Below are 15667 nucleotides of genomic sequence, written 5' to 3'. Positions count from 1 at the left end.
CGCCTCCGGCGGCGCGCAGGCGAACCCGCAGCGGCGCAGGACCGGCACGTCCATCAGTTCGTCGCCCATGAACCCCGCCTCGTCGGCGCCGACGCCCAGGCGGGCGCACAGCGCGTCGAAGGCCGCGCGCTTGTCGTCGATTCCCTGCAGCACATGGGCGATGCCGAGCTCGGCGGCGCGCGCGGCGACCGCGCAGGGCCGGGCCATCTGCCTCTTTCCTGAAGGCACGCGCGTGCCCCATGGCGAAGCGCCGCCGCTCAAATCGGGCTTTGCCGGGCTTTACAGCCTGCTAGGCCTGCCGGTGGTGCCTATTGCGGTGGACAGCGGCCGCGTGTCGCCGCGCGGGCGCTTCATGAAGCGCGCCGGCACGATCACTTACAAGGTCGGGGCGATCGTCCCCACCGGCCTGGATCGCAAGGAGGCGGAACGGATCGTTCACGCCGCGATCAATGTGCTTAACCCGCCACAGGCTTGAAAAGCAGCAGACAATCCCCGCTTAGTGCGACCGGCCGAAGTCCGGCTTGGCGTCATCCTGCCCCTGTTCGATGATCGACCGGCGAATGGCGCGCGTGCGGGTGAACAGGCTGAATAGCGCATCGCCGTCATTCCACCGGATCGCGCGTTGCAGCGCCGACAGATCCTCGGAAAAGCGTTGCAGCATTTCCAGCACCGCATCCTTGTTCGCCAGGAACACGTCGCGCCACATGGTCGGGTCGGACGCGGCGATGCGGGTGAAATCGCGAAAGCCGCCGGCCGAATATTTGATGACCTCGCTCTGGGTCACATCCTCAAGATCGCTGGCCGTGCCGACAATGGTATAGGCGATCAGGTGCGGCAGGTGGCTCGTCACCGCCAGCACCAGGTCATGATGCGCCGGGTCCATCACCTCGACATCCGCGCCCACGCGCCGCCACAGTTCGGCGACCCTTTCGACCGCCGCCGGGTCGGCATCGGCGGGCGGCGTCACGATCGACCAGCGGCCCTTGAACAGCGTGGCGAAGCCCGCTTCGGGGCCGCTATTTTCCGTGCCGGCGACCGGATGGGCGGGAATGATGGTGCGGCCGGGCAGCGCGGTACTCAGCTGCGCCAGCACGTCCGCCTTGCACGATCCCACGTCGCTGACGATGGCGTCGGCGGGCAGGTCATCGGCAATTTCTGCCGCCACCGCGCCCATCGCGCGCACCGGCACGCACAATATCACCAGGTCGGCGTCGGTCACAGACGCGCCCGCCGTGTCGGTAATATCGTCGCACAGATCGATCCGCCGCGCTATGTCGCGCACGGCCGCATCGGCGTCATGCCCGGTCACTTGCACGGTCGGCATGTCCGCCCGGATCGCGCGGGCGAGCGAGGAGCCGATCAGCCCCAGGCCGATGATGGTGACGCGGGCAAAGGGCAGCATGGCGTCAGGCGGCCTCCGCCATGGCGCGCAGCCTGGCAGCGACCGCGCGGGTCTGTTCCTCGGTGCCGATGGTGATGCGAAGGCCATTGGGCAGGCCCTGCCCGGGCAGCCAGCGGGTGGCGAAGCCTTCGTCCCACAATCCCTTCATCGCCGCTTCGGCGGTCAGCTTGCCCTCGAACAGGATCAGCAGGAAATTCGTCTTGCTGGGGATCGCGCGCAGCCCGTGGTTGGACAGCAATCCGACCTCGCCCGCCAGCCATTCGCGCCACTGGTTGTTGTGCGCGCGGCTGCGCTCCACCCAATCATCATCGCCGATCGCCGCGATCGCCGCGGCCTGGCCCACGGTCGTGACGTTGAAGGGCGCACGGATGCGGTGGAGAATGTCGATCACCTCGGGCGATCCATAGCCCCAGCCGATCCGCTCGGCGGCCAACCCATAGATTTTCGAAAAAGTGCGCGTCACGAACACATTGGATGCCTCGCGGGCCAGCGCCAGCCCGCCATCATCCTCGCCCTCTTCCAGATATTCGGCATAGGCCTGATCCAGCACGAACAATATGTCGGGGCGCAGGCCCGCATGCAGACGCGCAATCTCGGCCCGGCTGGTCATGGTGCCCGTCGGGTTGTTCGGGTTGGCAAGGAATACGACCTTGGTGCGTTCCGTCACCGCAGCCAGCAGCGCGTCGACGTCGGTCGCATAATCCTTGTCCGGCGCGATGACAGGCGTCGCGCCGACGCGCCGCGCGGCGATGTCGTAGACGGCAAAGCCGTAGCGCACATAGAGGATTTCGTCGCCCGGCCCGGCATAGCCGCTCGCCGCCAGGTGCAGCAATTCGTCCGATCCGGTGCCATAGATGATGCGCGCCGGGTCCAGCCCGTGCTTGGCTCCGATGGCCGCGCGCAGCTTGCTCGCCGCGGGGTCGGGATAGGTCGCCATGTCGGCGGCGGCGGCCATGAACGCCTCGCGCGCCGCCTGGCCCGTACCCAGCGGATTTTCGTTGGCGGAAAGCTTCACCAGCGGCCGACCATCATCGGTCGCGGCCTTGCCGGGCACATAGGCGTGAATGCCCAAAATCCAGTCCTTGGGCTTAGGATGTGCAACTGTGTCTGTCATGGCCGGGGGCTTTACCCGCTCGACGCGAAAAGGCCAAGCATGGGAGAGAAGACGCCCGGCATCGTCCCAACCGTGGGCGATCATGGCGGCGGGGTGCCACTTTCCGACTGAAGTGGTCAGCAACATATGCGGCAAAGGAAAAATGGCGGAGACGGAGTCCGCCGAATTAGACGATCAACCCACATCATCGCCTCTCAAATTGCTGCCGAAATGTCGCGATTTTCTGCCGTTGTTCTTGTCATGTTTTCTCAATCCCTATCTTGACAGCGCACGCCTAGTGTTGTCATTTATGTGGGTATGGTCGACATTAAACCCACACGCCGCACCAAGTCCGCAACCGACAAAGAGGTGGCTGCCATGAAGGCGCCAGGCCGTTATTCGGTCGGAGACGGCCTCATTCTGGTGGTGACGAAATCCGGCTCCCGCTCTTGGATTGCCCGCGTGCTCGACCCATCAAAGCGCAGGCGCGATATTGGTCTCGGGCCCTATCCGGAGGTTTCGCTGAAGGACGCCCGGCGCCGCGCTGGGGAAATGCGCAACCAGTCGCGCGACGGCATCGATCCGGTGGCTGCCAAGCGCGCTGCGGCTCGCACCATTCCGACTTTCAAAGCTGCCGCTACGAAGGCGCATGAGGAGCGAAAGGCAGGGTTTCGCAACGCCAAGCATCAAGACCAATGGATTGATTCCCTGACCAGCTACGCTTTTTCCACGCTAGGCAATCTATCGATCGACCATGTTGACGGGCCAGCCGTGGTGCGGGCGATCAAGCCTATCTGGACGACAAAGCCGGAAACAGCTCGCCGCGTTCTCCAGCGCATAGCTTCCGTGGTCGCTTGGTCGGTCGCCCATGGATACCGCGACCATGAGCTGCCGGTAAAGGCGATCCGCATGGGACTTCCCCAGCAGCCGAAGCGCAATCCGAATGCACGGGGCACGGATAGCCGCGGGCACTTTGCAGCGATCCCGTACACTGAAGCGGCCGCCTATGTGTCACAGCTTCGCAATTCATCGGAGTCGATCAGTAGGGCGGCGCTTGAGTTGGTGATGCTGACCGTCTGCCGGTCAGGTGAGGCTCGTGGCGCCAAGTGGGCGGAATTCGATCTGGACAGGGCCGAGTGGAAAATCCCCGGCGATCGTATCAAGGCAGGGGTGGAGCATACCATTCCCTTGTCTTCTGACGCTGTCGCGGTGGTCAAGCGGATGCAGGAAATTCGGGGTACAAGCGACCTCGTGTTTCCCTCTAGGAAAGGTGAGGCGTTGTCAGACGTGGCGCTTTCGAAGGTGCACAAGATCCTGTCGCCTTCCTCCACTGTACACGGTTGGCGATCGGCTTTTCGTGACTGGGCAGCAGAGCAAACCTCTGTACCAGGCGAGATCGTGGAAGCCGCGCTAGCGCACACGAACCCTAATCGGGTCGAGGCGGCTTACAGGCGCACGAACTATCTTGATCAGCGCAGGCCGTTGATGGAGGCGTGGGCAGCATATTTGGCCGGTGACAAGACATGGCGGGAGAAGTTGCCCAGCGTGGCGACCGCGACAGTGCACCAGATCCACGAGCGCGCCGCATGAGCCCAGATTTCACTCTAAGTGTTTCCTGTTCAGAAAGGAAACACTTAGGTCTGACCTTATGAGCCGTGGCCCGGGAAAGATCGAGCGCGGGATAGTGGAAGCGCTGCAACGGGAACCGGAAAGCGCGTTCACAACCGATGATCTTTGCCGGATGATCTATCGGCACCCTAAGCGGCCGCAGAAGAAGCACCGCGTCTCAGTTCTCCGCGCAATGCGTTCGGTGATCAAGCGAAATCAGGAATACGCGATTTATGAATGGTGGAGGCTGCCGGGCGACCGTCTCGCCATCTATCATCGATACAGCGTCTTCTCGCTTGGAATGGCCTATCTTAAGTGTGAGCTGCCCTACCACTACCCGTCCTATCGGCGGCTGGAGCTTGCCGAGGCACTAAGGCAGCAACAGGAAGACCGATCGGCCCGAGAGCAGCGGTTGCGCGATCTCATGCAACCTGGCGGATCTTACGCCCGCTATCTTGGGCCAGATGGACAATGGACAAGGACGGTCGAGCGCGCGTGTTTCGAGCGCGACTGCGACCCCGAAACGTTAGCAGCATGGAAAGCCAAACAAGAGAAGGCTCGCGCGGCATGGCTTGATGAATTTGCGGCCCTCAGAGCGCGCCAGCAGGGCTCGGAAATAAAGGAGGAGCCAGAGTTTTACGATGAGCAGTTAGGACTGCTTTAGTTCTTCAAAGCGGCTCAGAACGGTGCGTCAACACCACCCTGAGCCTAACCGCAACCGTCTTTCACGGAGACGACCATGGCTATCTGCCGTCTAAAGTGCACACTCGCGCACGCCAATACCCATTCCAATTATATCCCTTCTGGCGTTCGTAGAGCCACCGCCCCTATCATGGGAAATCATGCGTCATGGTGAAACAGAAGGACCATCCCATGACGCCCATGACGGTTTCCATCGCAGAGACCATTCGCGCCACATCGCTCTCTCAAGCCACGATCTACCGGATGATCGGGCGTGGCGAAATCGAGACAGTGAAGGTCGGCGGTCGCAGGCTCGTTAAAATGGCATCACTCCGCCAGTTGATCGGCGACGCGCCCGCTGTGGAGGCGTAGTGATCCGCCATGCCCAGAAAGAGCAACGCCCCCGCCCATAAGGGCGAAGGCGCTACGTGTCTGCTTGGCCGCGACACTGGCGTTTATAGCACGGCTCAGGCCCGCATCAAATATCTTGCTGATCGCTTGGCCCTACCAATTCACCGCGCAGCGATGATCGCGCCCATGGCATTCGGGGTGGTGGATCATGGCTGACCGTATCGTCATCACCCCCCTGCCTGCTGGCTATGACGTAAATATCAGGCCGGCGGTCATCCCAGATAATCTGGGCTGGGCTTTTGCCGATTATGCCGAAGCGATGAAATGGGCGATCGTCCTGCACCAGCGCACCGGATTCCCGATCGTGGATCAGGGGAGGACCGCCATATGACCGACACTCGCACCATCACCATAAACGAATGCGTTTTTGGCGGGCGCTATGTCGTCACGATCGAGCCGCGCCGCATAGATCGCCCCAGCCGGGAGTTCCGCACCTATGGCGAAGCGCGCACCCTAGCCGACGCCCTGCGGCTGAAGCATGGCTGGACCGTCATCGATGAGACGGAGTGGCGCGAATGACCGCCCGCGTCTTCGATATCGCTGACTGGCAAGCAGCGCAGAAACGCCGCGCTGATCGGGAGGCCGCAGTCATACGCCAGCTTTATGCTGGTAAGCCCGAATCGAAGCGCCCCTCATTGGACGAGATCATGGGTCGAAGCTTCGATCCTTGGGGAGGCGCAGCATGAGCGGCGGACAGGCACTCCGCCAGCATGGCGCGGGAATGCCCGGCATTGCTCTCAATATTCAGGTGGGCATGACCTCATCCCCACTGGCAGCACCACACATGGCGGCCCGCGAGGTGGCGAAATGAAGGACATGGACCTTCATGCCGAGATGAGCGCCGCCGCCGCCCGGGTTCGGCAGGAGCATATTGACCGCATGCTATCCCTTGGCGTGAGCGGGCCAGCCATTGCGACCTTGGGCGCAGTCCAGGCCGCTTTCGGCATCAGCGCCGCCACGCCGGAGCCATCATACTATTACCAGCCTGGCGACGGGCCCGCCCATGTCATCATGCCGGTGCAGGAAGAAGGCGAGCTGATTGATTTGGTCGCCTGGCGCTCCAGCAATCCTGCGCGCTGGTTCTGGCGCACTGGCTTGGGTTGGGCACTCGGCACAGACTATCTTCTACCCCGCTGGGATGATGGGCCGGTGCATCTCTATGCCACGCCGCTGGATTGGCTGGCGGCGGCAGGGGATGGCATGTGCATCCTCGATTGGTCCGCCCCTGAGATCCGCGAACTGGCAGCGCTGGACGCGATCGCGGTCGACGAGATGATCGGGCGCAAGTTGCTGGCCATCCTTTCGAAGCCTGCCCGCCTGCCGCGCGTCACGTACCGAAAGGCGGTGCGCCATGCAGCCGCTTAGTGACGCACAGAACCGTGACGCCAACGATGACTTCGTGCAGTTTGGCTCCGAATCCGTCCGCGCAGCTGTTGCTGGCGCGCGCGCTGTTCCACCCGGCAAGCCCGAGCCCTTCGCCTTGGCGGACCTCGCCAAGTGGGCGAATGAGAAGGCGCAGCCCAAACGCTTCATCATGCCCGGCTTTGTCCCTGCCCAGGAGCTCACGCTGGCCACTGGCGCGGGCGGGGCGAACAAATCCACCTTTGGCCAGCAGCTGGCGACATGCTGCGCTGCCGGTCTCCCGATGCTGGGCATCCCCGTCCAGAACGTCACTGCGCTATACATCACCGCAGAGGATGACGAGGATCGCCTGCACTGGATGCAGGAGCATATCTGCCGCGCCCTGCATGTGCCGATGGCCAATCTTGAAGGGCTGCTGCACCTAGCGTCCCTGCGCGGGCGTCTGGGCAATGAGCTATGTGCCTATGACAACGGCCTGCTGCGGCCGACGCCCACCTTTGCCACGCTGCGCGAGACCATCCAGCAAACCGGCGCGGAGCTGATCATCTTGGACAATGCCTCACACCTGTTCTCGGGAAACGAGAACGATCGCGGCGAGGTAACAACCTTCATCAACCTGCTCTACAGCCTGTGCCGCGATCTTGGCGTGACGATCATCCTTGTGGCACACACCAACAAGGCCGGTGATAGCTATTCAGGCTCCACGGCATGGCTGAACGCAGTACGCTCGCAGATCGTGCTGGAGCGGCCCGAAAACGCCATTGATCCCGATGAGCGCGTGCTGTCGCTCGGCAAGGCGAACTATGCACGCCCGGGCGATGAGATCCGGTTCCGCTGGCATGACTTCGCGCTGAAGCTCGACAGCGACCTAAGCGACGACACCCGCGCCGAACTGGCTGAGGCCGCAGCGATCGCCGGTGCCAACGCCGCCTTCCTCGCATGCCTGCGCGCGCGCAATGAGCAAGGGGACGGACGACAGGTTGGGCCGTCATCAGGACCGAACTATGCCCCGTCTCAATTTGAGGGGATGCCCCAGGCGAAGGGGTTCAAACGGGCTCAGCTTAAGCAGGCAATGGACCGACTTTATTCGACTGGCCGGATCAAGTCTGAGACGGTTTTTGATCCCAAGGCCAAGCGACCCAAGACCATTTTGGTGGAGGCGGACGAGCCCTCGCACAACGCTCGCACAACGGCTGCACAACACTCCCCCACAACGCCGCACAACGCCAGCACAACCGGGGGTCAGCACACACCTATATATAAATATATACCGGGCGCGGCCTCAGAGGCCCCGCGCCCGATTGATGGGGACGGCAGCTTGGACCCAGATGGCAACATTCATGGATGGAGCGACTAATGCGGGAACTCAAACGAAGGCTCCGGACGCTGGAGCAGATGCCAGCCCTTCATGAAGACACCCGGCCGCTGAGCATCGCCTATGTGCTCTACAGCCCTGGTCAACCGGAGCATGGAAAGAGGATCGTGGCCTATGAGAGGGAGCCAGGAGAGAGGACCTATCGACGCGCATGGCGGGTGAAGTGATGCCCGCAAAAGCGGCTCCATTGCGGGCGCGCGGGCGAGGGCTGGCACATGGTGTGGATAGCCGCTATATCGACCAAAGCGCCCCGGTGTTTCGGACGTAGGGCAGGTGCGGGTTTCGGCATGCATCTCCGGGGTCAACCGCCTTATCGCCGTAAATGCGGGCGCGCGCGAAAGGGCTCTCCCGTCCGTATAGCGGCTGCCGCGCCATTGTCATTTTGCGGGCATGGAAAGCGCAGGTCAGACATGCTCCATCAGCCCACCGCCTCAAGACTTTGCCGAGGTCTATGTTCGGACAGGATGGCGTGGCGTCCGGAGGAAGTTTGGAAGTGACATCGCACGCAATCGCGAATGGCTGGCCCAGTGCGGCGCCGAAGTCAGGCAGCAACGCATCGCCTGGCTGCGCAGCTCGCCCAAACCGGGTTCTGATGCCCCCAAGGTTTCGCGTCCGTCCACATGGAAGCCCTGTCCCCCGGCTTTCAAGGAAACCTTCATTCGGTTCGGCTGGCGGGGCATTGAAACTGCGTTCGGCGCTCGTAACGGCGTCAACTTGCGTTGGATCGAGCAAAGCGGAGGTGATGCTTTGCGGAAAGCCAGGCTGACATATCTCGCGCGGCTTCGAACTCTCAGGGCCGATCGGGCACGGCGCGAGGTCACAAGCCGCCGATATGCCCGCGCGTTGCACCAGGCGATACCGGAGGGCCTGCCATGTTTGTGAACGCGAGAATCTGCGATGTCACCTTTGCTTGCAGCCAGGTACGATTTGCGCTGGGCGATGATCGGATAGTCATGGTGCCGATAGACTGGTTCCCCGCCTTGGCGCTGGCCACGCCGGGCGATCGGTCAAACTATCAGATCGAGGATGATGGACGCGCTGTAGTATGGCCCCATCTAGATGAGCGCGTCACGGTCGATGGCATCATGGTGACACGCACGCCGCCAGGATTCTGATGGGGTGGCAGTGGGGACGCTGTCCCCGCCTCGGGAAAAACGGCGCGTTCAAGCCGGTAATTTAGGCTGAGTGGCGGACTATGCGTCTGCCTAAGTGGGCACCGTTAGCCTTCAACTCGAACGATAACGCGACTCCGCGATCTCCACCCATTGCCGTACCGCTGCTGTCTCGCTCCGTGCCTTAACGATGAGCTGCTCACCTCTAAATTCCCCGCTTGCTTGCCAAACGGTCTTGCCGGTTTTGGTTACATGAACCTCGCAGCTTTTCTCGGGATAAGCGTCGACGATGTGTAGTGGCATAGCTCCTCCGATCTCGGCTTCACTATCGCGGCGGGAGTGCCACCGTCGAAAAATTCTCCCGTCCGTATAAGGCCGCCCTACCAACGCGCAATCTCCCGCTAACTGGCGATATCGTCAGCCGCGCCGCCCTCGCTAGTCCGGGGCCAAGGAGCAAGGCAGATGCCGATGACATTTCATGATCGCGCCCCCCTAGAGAAGGTTCGCCGACTGGCAGATGGACGGATCGCCGCCGTCGCCAAATTCGCCCGCAGCGGATGCTATACCTACACCGGCACCGAAGTCGGCCGCCCCGATCTTCCCAGTGTGACCGTCTATCGCCCGGAGGATGAGGTTTTCTCGGCCGATGCGATGGCTAGCTTCGCTCACAAGGCGATCACTCTCGACCATCCGAACCAAGGCGTCACTGCCGCAAACTGGAAATCGGTGAGTGTCGGGTTCACCGAGGGCCGCGTCGCCCGTGACGGCGGCTACGTTGAAATTCCTCTCATGCTGGCCGATGCCTCAGCCGTCACCGCCTTCGACAGTGGTAGGGCACGCGAATTGAGCGCCGGCTATACCAGCGAGCTTGTCTGGGGCGACGGCGTGGCTCCGGACGGCACTGCCTACCAAGCCACCATGCGCCAGATTCGTGGCAATCATATCGCACTTGTCCCTCAAGGCCGCGCCGGCAGTGAATGCCGCATAGGAGACAGCATGACGAACGACAGCAGCATCATGAGTGTCCAGTCAGTCCGCGACGCCGCATTTGGCAAGGCGCGTCTGACGGACGCACAAAAGGCCGCAGTCGACGCCCGCGCCGCCGCTGAAATCCATGCGATCGAGAACGACCCTCGCAAGGCTTGGCGGAAGGACGCCAGTGTGCAGAGCGCAAAGGCTGTCCGCGACGCCGCACTCGCCGCTCGCTACCGCTAAGGAGAACCTACATGGCAAAATCTCTCAACGAGCGCATCGCAAGCGCCCGGGCAACGGATCGCGTCACCATTACCGATCTTGAAGCCCTCATCGCCGAAGTCACGATCGAACGCGACCGCTTCATTGGCATCGTCAGCCAGGCAACCGCAGATTCGATCCGCTTCGAATTGAGCGAGATCGAGCGTGACGAGGCCGCTCAGCAGGCCGAGCGTGCGAAGCGCAACAGCCTCGCGATGTCGGCCGCGATTGATGAATTGGCGGCCAAATTGACCGCAAAGCGCGCCAGCGAGGAACAGCGAGCCCGGGCGGCAGAAAAGGCTGAGGCACTGGCTGAGCGTGATGCGTTAGCAGAACGATTGCGCACCGAGTGGCCCGCCGCTGAAGCGTTGATCATCGACCTTCTGTCGGCGATCAAGTCGAGCGACGCACGCCTTCAGGCGCTTCGCCTTCATGAGATTAGTGCCGAGGCGATGGCACGGGAGCTGCCGGGTAATTTCATGCGTGGCGGGGTTCATGTCCGGCGCCTTCAAGACGCCAGACTGCCCGCATTCGCCGAGGGCAATGACTACGCCTGGCCAAAGCCGCAACGGCTGAATCTCGATCTAGGTCGAGCTCAGATGATCGCGGACCGGGAAAAGATGCGGGCTGAAAATGCGCGATGGAGCCGATACGTGGTGACTCCCCCCGATGATAATCGCGAGGTCATTTCTCTTGCGACGAGAGAAGGCGCAAGGACCGTTCGCGATGCCCCCATCATCGGTTATCTCACGGAAGAGGGCGCGAATTTAGCGCGTGAACGCGGCTGCCGTGTCCGGCCCGCCGCAGCGAACGTGACTATCGGTCTGCCGAGCGCAGCGTTCATCTGAGGCAGCCGATGTCAGAAAGTGACCGCAACGGCAAAGGCCAGTTCACCAAGGGCAACCGCGGGAAGGCGAAGGGAACGCGCCATAAGGCCACTATGGCTTGCGAAGCGTTGCTTGATGGCCAGGTCAAACAGCTGACCCAGAAAGCCGTCGACATGGCCTTGGCTGGCGACGTGCTTGCGATGCGCATCTGTATGGATCGCATCGCGCCACCTCGCAAGGATCGCCATGTCACGTTCCAACTTCCTAGGATCGATGGCGCTGGCGACCACCCCGCCGCGTTGGCTTCTATCATGAGCGCGGTCGCTGGCGGCGCTCTGACGCCGGCCGAGGGGCAGGCGCTGGCCGCAATGCTTGCCGAACATCGAAAGGCGATCGAGACGGCCGATATCGAAGCCAGGTTGGCAGCACTGGAGGCGGGCCATGGGTAATGAATTTTTGCGACGCCTTCGCGCTCTGGAGCGCGGTGCGCGTGAGGATGGGCGCATGACTGAGGCGGAGTTCGCTGCCGGTGTGGCACGCTACAGCGCCGCTCTGGTTGACGAGCATCCGGCGGATGGCATTCCCTCAGTGAAGGATTTCGAAACCATGCTGCGCCAGATGCCGCCCTGGCTGTCGCGGATATTTGCGCAGAGCGTTGGACCGATGGACTTGCTGTTATGACAAACCAGCAGAGGCGCCTTGATCGGCTGGAAAGGGCGGCATCCCACGTCCGCAAGGTCTTTGGTTCGCTCGATGACTTCTATGCGGCCATCATGGACAGCGCAGGCCCCGATCCGTTAGCTCCGTTCTATCCTCCCGTCCAAACCGGCACGGGGCAATTGATGCCTTGCTCAGGGGAGCTTCTGCCATGAGCGCGTTGCACCGTCGCCTCGCGGCTCTGGAAAGGGCGCCGTGCCGTGCGGCGATGTTGCCGTGCGCCTGTCCTTGGCCATTGAGCCACTCCGAAGAGCATTTTGTGCTGGGCCTGTGGATCAAGCGGGAGACGGCCGAAGCCCTCAGCGATGAAGAAATCGTAGAGGAGGATCGGCTGATGTCTCTTCACTGCAAATGCCCCCGCCTGCCCGTCTCAAAGTCAGCCGAGGACTTGCTTATCGATGCCAGGCGGCTGGGCATGGTGGCATGAGCAGTCACCGCCAGCGCCTCGCCAGGCTAGAGCGTCGGCAGCAGCACGCGGCCCCGTTCCAGCATACCCAGCATGACGGCTGGGCCATTATCGCCCGCGCCGGCAAGGCGATCGTGGCGCTCCTCGATAACGGGAGGTGGTGTCATGCGTGACCTGTCCCGACGCCTTGCCGTCCTTGAGAAAAATCGCCCTTGTCGCCGCCTCCCTGAGTGGAATGCCAATTTAGCGGCGGAGGTGCGGAGGATCATGACTGATAGTGGTCAGCCCGATCGCGCTGCCGCGCTGGCGGCTAAAAGGCCAAATTTGATCCCATGGGCTTGGCAGTCCTGCTTTGCGGCTCCTGATAAGGAGGATGGCCATGCTTGACGTTGTCGCAGCACGCAGGATCGCCGCTACATATCCGCCTGAGGCCCGATTCGTGCCCGTCTGGGAGCGGGAAGCATGTCTTTCAGAAACCCAGCAGCTCGCCTGGTTGATCCGCTTCGATCCTGAGGCGGCGGAGGCCATGTCCGCCAATTCAGTCAACTTAGTAGCGGAAAAGCAGTCGTGTGAAGACGCCGGCCGCTTCATTCCCCACTGTGATTCCCACATCGCGCACACTTCGATCCTGAAAAAGGAGTCTCACTTTGGTTAAAATCTCGGGGATGAAATCTCACAAGGCCCGCCTGAGACAATTGAGGTCGCCTGCCATGAAGCGGGAGGTTGGAAAAGCTGTCGTTGCCGCCGCCGATCTTATCAAGGTCGACGCTCAGGTAAGCATCAGCGAAGGTAGTGTGTCGGGCAGGAACCATACCCCCAGCGCGCCAGGATCCGCCCCCAACTACGATACAGGCCATCTGAGCGACAACATCACCGCCAGGCGTACTGGTTTGGACACGGCGGAGGTAAGCAGCAACGCGCAATACAGCGCACCACTGGAGTTCGGCACGTCGAAAATGGCGGCGCGTCCGTTCATGCAGCCGGCGGCTGAAAAGAATCGCAAGAAAGCAACCGCGCTTGTGGTCGAGGCCGTGAAGCGTGTGACCAAGGGGTAAGGCAAGATGGGTAAGACGCTTGGCAACATCATCACGATCGGCGCAGCCGTCGCGGTCAACTTCGTGCCCGGCGTGGGCCAGGCGCTTAGCGGCGCGCTGATCGGAACCTTGGGCGCTGTCGGCTCCGCGCTCTATTCCGGCCTGACCGTCAGTCTCGCTGCCGCTGGCATTCAATCTGCCGGCAGCCTGGTAGGGTTGGGCCCAAATCTCGACAAACCTCAAACCTCCTCCGTATCGTTGAAGCCGCGACCTCATGGGAGCAATCTGTTTGAGGGAGCAGATGACACGGGGATATCGCAATGACCGCAATGAATCTGATCGTGCAGGAGCGAGCAAAATCCGCATTTCTGCTCACTGACACAGGATATTTTAATCGCGTCACCGGAGCAATTGAGGCGTTTGGACCCAAAGTGCACGGCATCGCGATAGGAGGAGGCGCTTATGCCGCTATAGCGACCAGCGGCAGCATCTTTACCGGGCATATTCGCCGGCCTCTGAGCCGTATTTGCGCTTCGACGCTAGAGGATTTCCTCGTTGCCATGCCAGGCGTTTTCAGGGCTGCAGAAGCGGCGTCGAGAGCGGAAGGTGGGTGCGGTTCGTCAGCAGCCGCAATTGTCGCTTTTGACCCGAAATCAGGGCGCGCTTTGGGCTGGGGGATCGGGAACGATACGCAACTCTTTCGCGCTACGCCTTACACCCTCGTGCCGACGCGCAAGTCCCTGACCGCGTTCGATGAGGTTCGGCATTTCAGGTTGGCAGAAACAGACTTTTGCGATCCACGTCAGTGGAATCCAATTACCCAGGGCGTTGAACTTGTCGAGGCGCAGCGCCAGGATATCGATATGATGGTGGGGGGTGGAGCGTCAGTCGTTGGCGGCGAAGCTGTCCTAACCTGCGTGACCCGTGAAGGCATCAGCCATGTTACCCTCAAATCCTGGCCTGACCGTGTCGGGAAGCGGATCGATTTGCAGAAAGGCGACCGGCTAGGGGTGTATGATCGAGTCATAGCCTGGAACCGTCAGACCTTTCGGCCGATCAAAACCATTCGCTTGAGCGCTACGAATAATTGCTAGACTCCCTCACGGCGGAGCGCCATGAAATCGCGGCTAATTCTGGCAGGGGGTCTACCATGATTAAGTTTTTGGCCATCGCGTCCTTTGTCGCGTTTTCAACGCCTGCGCTTGCGCAAGACGCCAATACCCAAGCCATGCCTGCCGCTACTCCGCAAGCCATGGGGAAGATCATCATGTATCGTCAGGGGGCGCTCATGGGCATGGGGCTCGGGTGCCCTTTCAGGTATAAGGGAAAGGAAATCGTGGAGCTGGGCCGCAATAAGTATGCCGAGTGGCCCGTGCCAGCGGGGAGCTACATTCTCACAAACAAGACATCGAGCGTTGATGTCAATGTTAACCCTGGCCAGACGAAGTATGTCCGCTGCGTCATCAAGACCGGCATGTTGACGGGGCGCGCGGATCTGCAGATCGTCGACGCCGAAACATACAATGAGCATAGCGCCGACTACGAGCGTAAAGAGATCGCGGCACCGGATATGGTGTCAGCTCAGTAAGGCTGTAGGGCAACCGGGTGCTAGAGCGGCCGCGAATGGAGGGTTATTCATCCTCTCCTTCCTCCGGCGCGGTATGACGGTGATACGCTTCAGAAGGGATGCTGACGAAGCGTATCGCATCCATGTTTACAAAGTATGCCTCATGATAGTCGGTGGTATCCTCGATCTGTAGGAAGGCCGAGGTGGGGATTGATCCCGCGCAGAGGTCCATAGCGAAGAAGCCAAGAGCCTCGTCGGGATTGCTGCATGACGAATACAGTTCTCGACCATCCTTGAACACAAGCAGCGCGTGCGTAGCTTGTTGGATGGCTGCTTCCTCGCTACCCACCATATCGAAATGCGCAGCCATTGCAGCAGCGGTTGCCCGGCCGTTGACCGTTAGCGGCTCATAGGGCTCTGCGGTCGCCAGAAGACGATAAATTTCAGGGTTAGCATGATAGGGCGCGGCAATCTCGTCATCACTCAGGAGTGCGATCTCAGCGATAAAGGCCATCCGCGCGATTGCTATGCGATCGTCCAGTGTCCAGAAATACAACCAAGGTTCTTCACCAGGGCTATTATCGCAATCCACGAGCGACCGCCGGCCGAGCTGGTGGAGGATCGATCGGCGACTTTTTTCACCGATCGGATATTCCCCGGTGGTGCCATCTGAAAATGTGAGGCGGAGCGTACCGTAAAGATCCTCACGCTCGTTGATAGCGAACGGCAGGCTGCCCCATTTTTCGACAGGGGCCTGCTTCCCCAGAATGAAACTGACGGTCACTCCGTGCATTACCGCCATCTCTCGGAGCATGTCTGGCGGTATCTCCTCCAAACGG

At 61.4% G+C, this 15667-nt stretch carries 23 protein-coding genes and 2 pseudogenes; 21 read left to right on the top strand and 4 right to left on the bottom strand.

What is annotated here, in order from left to right; translation table 11 throughout:
• Positions 1–207: pseudogene (locus tag B2V90_RS07265) on the bottom strand (phenylphosphate carboxylase subunit delta); the annotation flags it as partial.
• Here B2V90_RS07265 and B2V90_RS07260 point away from each other — a divergent pair.
• Positions 170–475 (top strand): annotated as a pseudogene (locus B2V90_RS07260) (lysophospholipid acyltransferase family protein); the annotation flags it as partial. The pseudogenes B2V90_RS07265 and B2V90_RS07260 sit on opposite strands and share 38 nt — an antisense overlap.
• A gap of 21 nt (positions 476–496) precedes the next feature.
• Here the strand turns inward: B2V90_RS07260 and B2V90_RS07255 are convergent.
• Positions 497–1402: a prephenate/arogenate dehydrogenase family protein gene (locus B2V90_RS07255; RefSeq protein WP_228221349.1), complete on the bottom strand. Its 906-nt coding sequence runs from the start codon at positions 1400–1402 to the stop codon at positions 497–499.
• A gap of 4 nt (positions 1403–1406) precedes the next feature.
• A complete protein-coding gene (gene hisC, locus B2V90_RS07250; RefSeq protein WP_228221348.1) occupies positions 1407–2516 on the bottom strand; it encodes a histidinol-phosphate transaminase in 1110 nt (369 codons plus the stop codon).
• Positions 2517–2813: 297 nt separating this feature from the next.
• Between hisC and B2V90_RS07245 the strand changes: the two genes are divergently transcribed.
• From B2V90_RS07245 to B2V90_RS07150, 20 genes are all read left to right on the top strand, one after another.
• Complete coding sequence (locus B2V90_RS07245; RefSeq protein ID WP_293920675.1) at positions 2814–4085, top strand: tyrosine-type recombinase/integrase; 1272 nt, start codon at positions 2814–2816, stop codon at positions 4083–4085.
• A 58-nt stretch (positions 4086–4143) separates the two neighbouring features.
• The gene (locus tag B2V90_RS07240; RefSeq protein ID WP_293920674.1) at positions 4144–4767 is read left to right on the top strand and encodes a hypothetical protein; all 624 of its coding nucleotides are present in this window, start codon (positions 4144–4146) and stop codon (positions 4765–4767) included.
• 209 nt (positions 4768–4976) lie between these two features.
• Positions 4977–5156 (top strand): helix-turn-helix domain-containing protein, encoded by a 180-nt coding sequence (locus B2V90_RS07235; protein ID WP_293920673.1) that lies wholly within the window; start codon positions 4977–4979, stop codon positions 5154–5156.
• Positions 5157–5343: 187 nt separating this feature from the next.
• Positions 5344–5526: a hypothetical protein gene (locus B2V90_RS07230; protein WP_293920671.1), complete on the top strand. Its 183-nt coding sequence runs from the start codon at positions 5344–5346 to the stop codon at positions 5524–5526.
• Positions 5523–5714, top strand: coding sequence for a hypothetical protein (locus B2V90_RS07225; RefSeq protein WP_293920669.1), 192 nt, complete (start codon positions 5523–5525; stop codon positions 5712–5714). Before B2V90_RS07230 ends, B2V90_RS07225 begins: the two co-directional genes overlap by 4 nt.
• Positions 5711–5881, top strand: coding sequence for a hypothetical protein (locus B2V90_RS07220; RefSeq protein WP_293920667.1), 171 nt, complete (start codon positions 5711–5713; stop codon positions 5879–5881). The genes B2V90_RS07225 and B2V90_RS07220 overlap by 4 nt, the downstream gene beginning before the upstream one ends.
• On the top strand, positions 5878–6006 hold the full coding sequence (locus B2V90_RS07215; protein WP_293920665.1) for a hypothetical protein: 129 nt from the start codon (positions 5878–5880) through the stop codon (positions 6004–6006). Before B2V90_RS07220 ends, B2V90_RS07215 begins: the two co-directional genes overlap by 4 nt.
• Positions 6003–6560, top strand: coding sequence for a hypothetical protein (locus B2V90_RS07210; RefSeq protein WP_293920663.1), 558 nt, complete (start codon positions 6003–6005; stop codon positions 6558–6560). Before B2V90_RS07215 ends, B2V90_RS07210 begins: the two co-directional genes overlap by 4 nt.
• Positions 6547–7914, top strand: a complete 1368-nt coding sequence (locus B2V90_RS07205; protein WP_293920662.1) for an AAA family ATPase — start codon at positions 6547–6549, stop codon at positions 7912–7914. Before B2V90_RS07210 ends, B2V90_RS07205 begins: the two co-directional genes overlap by 14 nt.
• Before the next feature lie 890 nt (positions 7915–8804).
• On the top strand, positions 8805–9047 hold the full coding sequence (locus tag B2V90_RS07200) for a DUF2442 domain-containing protein (protein ID WP_293920661.1): 243 nt from the start codon (positions 8805–8807) through the stop codon (positions 9045–9047).
• Positions 9048–9506: 459 nt separating this feature from the next.
• A complete protein-coding gene (locus B2V90_RS07195; protein WP_293920659.1) occupies positions 9507–10259 on the top strand; it encodes a DUF2213 domain-containing protein in 753 nt (250 codons plus the stop codon).
• A gap of 11 nt (positions 10260–10270) precedes the next feature.
• A complete protein-coding gene (locus B2V90_RS07190; protein WP_293920657.1) occupies positions 10271–11125 on the top strand; it encodes a hypothetical protein in 855 nt (284 codons plus the stop codon).
• 8 nt (positions 11126–11133) lie between these two features.
• Positions 11134–11553, top strand: a complete 420-nt coding sequence (locus tag B2V90_RS07185; RefSeq protein ID WP_293920655.1) for a hypothetical protein — start codon at positions 11134–11136, stop codon at positions 11551–11553.
• Entirely contained in the window at positions 11546–11785 is a 240-nt protein-coding gene (locus B2V90_RS07180) for a hypothetical protein (protein WP_293920653.1), read from the top strand. The genes B2V90_RS07185 and B2V90_RS07180 overlap by 8 nt, the downstream gene beginning before the upstream one ends.
• A gap of 187 nt (positions 11786–11972) precedes the next feature.
• Positions 11973–12248: a hypothetical protein gene (locus B2V90_RS07175; RefSeq protein ID WP_293920650.1), complete on the top strand. Its 276-nt coding sequence runs from the start codon at positions 11973–11975 to the stop codon at positions 12246–12248.
• A 358-nt stretch (positions 12249–12606) separates the two neighbouring features.
• Positions 12607–12882, top strand: coding sequence for a hypothetical protein (locus tag B2V90_RS07170; RefSeq protein ID WP_293920648.1), 276 nt, complete (start codon positions 12607–12609; stop codon positions 12880–12882).
• A 10-nt stretch (positions 12883–12892) separates the two neighbouring features.
• Positions 12893–13282: an HK97-gp10 family putative phage morphogenesis protein gene (locus B2V90_RS07165; RefSeq protein WP_293920677.1), complete on the top strand. Its 390-nt coding sequence runs from the start codon at positions 12893–12895 to the stop codon at positions 13280–13282.
• Between the two features lie 6 nt (positions 13283–13288).
• Complete coding sequence (locus B2V90_RS07160) at positions 13289–13585, top strand: hypothetical protein (protein ID WP_293920646.1); 297 nt, start codon at positions 13289–13291, stop codon at positions 13583–13585.
• Positions 13582–14355, top strand: a complete 774-nt coding sequence (locus B2V90_RS07155) for a hypothetical protein (RefSeq protein ID WP_293920645.1) — start codon at positions 13582–13584, stop codon at positions 14353–14355. Before B2V90_RS07160 ends, B2V90_RS07155 begins: the two co-directional genes overlap by 4 nt.
• A 56-nt stretch (positions 14356–14411) precedes the next feature.
• Positions 14412–14849, top strand: coding sequence for a hypothetical protein (locus B2V90_RS07150; RefSeq protein ID WP_293920643.1), 438 nt, complete (start codon positions 14412–14414; stop codon positions 14847–14849).
• Positions 14850–14892: 43 nt separating this feature from the next.
• Here B2V90_RS07150 and B2V90_RS07145 read toward each other — a convergent pair whose 3' ends face one another.
• Positions 14893–15642 carry a hypothetical protein gene (locus B2V90_RS07145; protein WP_293920641.1) on the bottom strand — a complete coding sequence of 250 codons (750 nt, stop codon included), beginning with the start codon at positions 15640–15642 and terminating at the stop codon, positions 14893–14895.
• Between the last annotated feature and the right edge of the window lie 25 nt (positions 15643–15667).

The sequence above is a fragment of the Sphingobium sp. UBA5915 genome, from assembly GCF_002431195.1.
GTDB classification, from domain to species: domain Bacteria; phylum Pseudomonadota; class Alphaproteobacteria; order Sphingomonadales; family Sphingomonadaceae; genus Sphingobium; species Sphingobium soli.
This window is presented reverse-complemented; position numbering and strand designations above follow the sequence as displayed.